This window comes from Pseudomonas sp. K5002 (genome assembly GCF_013386655.1).
In the GTDB taxonomy this organism is placed as follows: Bacteria; Pseudomonadota; Gammaproteobacteria; order Pseudomonadales; family Pseudomonadaceae; genus Aquipseudomonas.
The window spans coordinates 1-2,750 of sequence record NZ_JACARK010001267.1; the positions used below are offsets into that span (position 1 = coordinate 1).

Annotated in this window: 4 protein-coding genes; 1 reads left to right on the top strand and 3 read right to left on the bottom strand. The window is 62.0% G+C overall.

Translation table 11 applies throughout. The annotated features are described in order from the left end of the window. From HX846_RS35540 to HX846_RS35550, 3 genes are all read right to left on the bottom strand, one after another. Positions 1-482 (bottom strand): aminotransferase class V-fold PLP-dependent enzyme (locus HX846_RS35540; protein WP_178967283.1); only part of this gene is annotated, 482 nt, incomplete at its 3' end. Positions 483-551: 69 nt separating this feature from the next. Further along, positions 552-1,586, bottom strand: a complete 1,035-nt coding sequence (gene dapD / locus HX846_RS35545) for a 2,3,4,5-tetrahydropyridine-2,6-dicarboxylate N-succinyltransferase (RefSeq protein ID WP_003219342.1) — start codon at positions 1,584-1,586, stop codon at positions 552-554. 33 nt (positions 1,587-1,619) lie between these two features. Then, on the bottom strand, positions 1,620-1,982 hold the full coding sequence (locus HX846_RS35550) for an ArsC family reductase (RefSeq protein WP_134325828.1): 363 nt from the start codon (positions 1,980-1,982) through the stop codon (positions 1,620-1,622). A gap of 213 nt (positions 1,983-2,195) precedes the next feature. Between HX846_RS35550 and HX846_RS35555 the strand changes: the two genes are divergently transcribed. Continuing rightward, positions 2,196-2,750: cation:proton antiporter (locus tag HX846_RS35555; protein ID WP_178967284.1), on the top strand; the 555-nt coding region annotated here is incomplete at its 3' end.

Sequence of the window (2,750 nt, forward strand, 5' to 3'; positions counted from 1 at the left end):
CGCGGGCCGATCAGTTGGGCGGCGGCTTGCAGGTCGATCAAGCCGCCAGCGTCAAGCGGCAGTACCACCAGCGCCAGCTCGCGACGCTTGGCCAGTTGCTGCCACGGCAGCAGGTTGGCGTGGTGCTCCAGGGCGCTGATGACAATCTCGTCGCCCGGGTTGAATAGGTGCTCAAGGCCATAAGCCAGGAGGTTCAGCGCCGATGTCGCGCCGTGGGTGAAGATGATTTGCCCCTCGTCACCGACGTTCAGCCACTGTGCCACCTTGCTGCGACTGTCCTCGAAAGCCTGGGTCGCATGGGCGCCCGGCAAGTGCTGTGCACGGTGCACATTGGCTGCGCCATTGGCGTAGTAATGGCTGATGGCGTCCAGCAGGGCTTGAGGTTTTTGCGTGGTGGCGGCGTTGTCCAAGTAGGTCTGGTCTTGCCGTTGCAGGGTGGCGATGGCCGGAAAATCGGCGCGCCAGGGAGAGGGCACAAGCATGGTGATCAAGACTCGTATAAACGGCCCGCACCGGTCAGGCGCGGGCCGTTAGTGGCATCGAGTCGCTGCTTAGTTGTGAGCGTGCAGCGCTGCGTTCAGTTCGATGGCCGATTTGTGGGTTTTGCACTCCACGGCACCGGTCTCGGAGTTGCGGCGGAACAGCAGGTCCGGTTGGCCGGCCAGCTCGCGGGCCTTGACCACCTTGACCAGCTGGTTCTGCTCGTCCAGCAGCGCAACCTTGGTGCCGGCGGTCACGTACAGGCCCGACTCCACGGTGTTGCGGTCGCCCAACGGGATACCGATACCGGCGTTGGCGCCGATCAGGCAGCCTTCGCCGACCTTGATCACGATGTTGCCGCCACCCGACAGGGTGCCCATGGTGGAGCAACCGCCGCCCAGGTCCGAACCCTTGCCGACGAACACGCCAGCCGACACGCGGCCTTCGATCATGCCCGGGCCTTCGGTACCGGCGTTGAAGTTGACGAAACCTTCGTGCATCACGGTGGTGCCTTCGCCTACGTAGGCGCCCAGGCGGATGCGCGCGGCATCAGCGATACGCACGCCGCTCGGCACCACGTAGTCGGTCATCTTCGGGAACTTGTCCACCGAGAACACTTCCAGCAGGTCGCCACGCAGGCGCGCTTCCAGTTGACGCTCGGCCAGCTCATTGATGTCGATTGCGCCCTGGCTGGTCCAGGCCACGTTCGGCAACTGCGGGAACACACCGGCCAGGCTCAGGCCGTGAGGCTTGACCAGGCGATGGGACAGCAGGTGCAGCTTGAGGTAGGCCTCAGGCGTGGAGGTCAGTGCGGCGTCTTCGGCCAGCAGGGTGGCGACCAGCGGCGTGTGGCTTTCAGCCAGGCGGCTCAACAGGGCGGCTTGGGCAGCGTCGACGCCCTTGAGCGCGTCAGCCAGTTGCAGGGCCTGGGTGACGGTGAAAGTGATCGCCTGGTTGCCTTCGGTGTAACCGAGGATCGGCGCGATGGCCGCGATGATTTCAGCCGATGGATTGAGCAGCGGTTGTGCGTAAAACACTTCCAGCCAAGCACCTTGGCGGTTCTGAGTGCCGACGCCGAAGCCCAGGCTGAACAGGGAATTGGACATGCTGTTACCTCTACAAAAATGGAGTGGGCTGGCCTACTTGAGGGCCGCCGAATAGCTATCTGGCTTGAAGCCAATCAGGGTTTTGTCACCGAGATCAAGCACCGGGCGCTTGATCATCGAGGGTTGCGCGAGCATCAATTCAATGGCTTTCGCTTGGTCGAGATCGGCTTTGCGTTCGTCTTCGAGTTTGCGAAAGGTGGTGCCCGCACGGTTCAAAACCACCTGCCAACCGTGCTCATTGCACCATTGGGTCAAGTGTTCGCGGTCGATACCGGCCGTCTTGTAGTCATGAAACTCATACTGGATAGCGTGCTCATCGAGCCAGGTGCGCGCCTTTTTCATGGTGTCGCAGGCTTTGATGCCGAAAAGGTGCAACGTTTTGCTTGAAACGGTCAAGGAATTGCCCCCCTTTGGGCTCACGCAGATTAAAGGTCACGGATTATGCCATGGCCAGCGGCTTTCGGCGCCGCTCGTCACACTTACGTTTTGCTCGTGTGCGACTTTTGTGCAAAGGCCATCGCGCAGCATAGGCGGCTAATATGGCACTTCAACGGCGAGTTGTTGCCTGATGTGTGTTGTTGCAAGTTGATTGTCTGGGAATCCCGCGTTATGCAAACCGCCTACACCGTACTTATCCTGCTGATGCTGGTCAGCGTTTCGCGCCTTGTCGGGCGTGTGATCCCACTGCCGTTGCCACTGGTGCAGATCGGCGCCGGTGCGTTGCTGGCCTGGCCGACCCTGGGGCTGCATGTCGCCCTGGACCCTGAGTTGTTTCTTTTCCTGTTTCTGCCGCCGCTGCTGTTCTCCGATGGCTGGCGCATGCCCAAGCGTGAATTGTGGCGCCTGCGCGGGCCGATCCTGACGCTGGCGGTGGGGTTGGTGCTGTTTACGGTGGTGGGGGCCGGTTACTTCATTCACTGGTTGTTGCCGAGTATTCCCCTGCCGGTGGCCTTCGCCCTGGCGGCCGTGTTGTCGCCGACGGATGCCGTGGCGGTGTCAGCCATTTCCCAGAATCGGTTGCCGACGCCACTGATGCACATGCTCCAGGGCGAGGCGTTGATGAATGATGCCTCGGGCCTGGTGACCTTCAAGTTCGCCCTGGCGGCTGCGCTGACCGGCGTGTTCTCGCTGGCGGATGCGAGCCTCACCTTTGTGCTGGTGGCC

Excerpts from the sequence above, each read along its gene's own strand:
- dapD (WP_003219342.1), bottom strand. The coding sequence starts at position 1,586 with ATGTCCAATTCCCTGTTCAGCCTGGGCTTCGGCGTCGGCACTCAGAAC.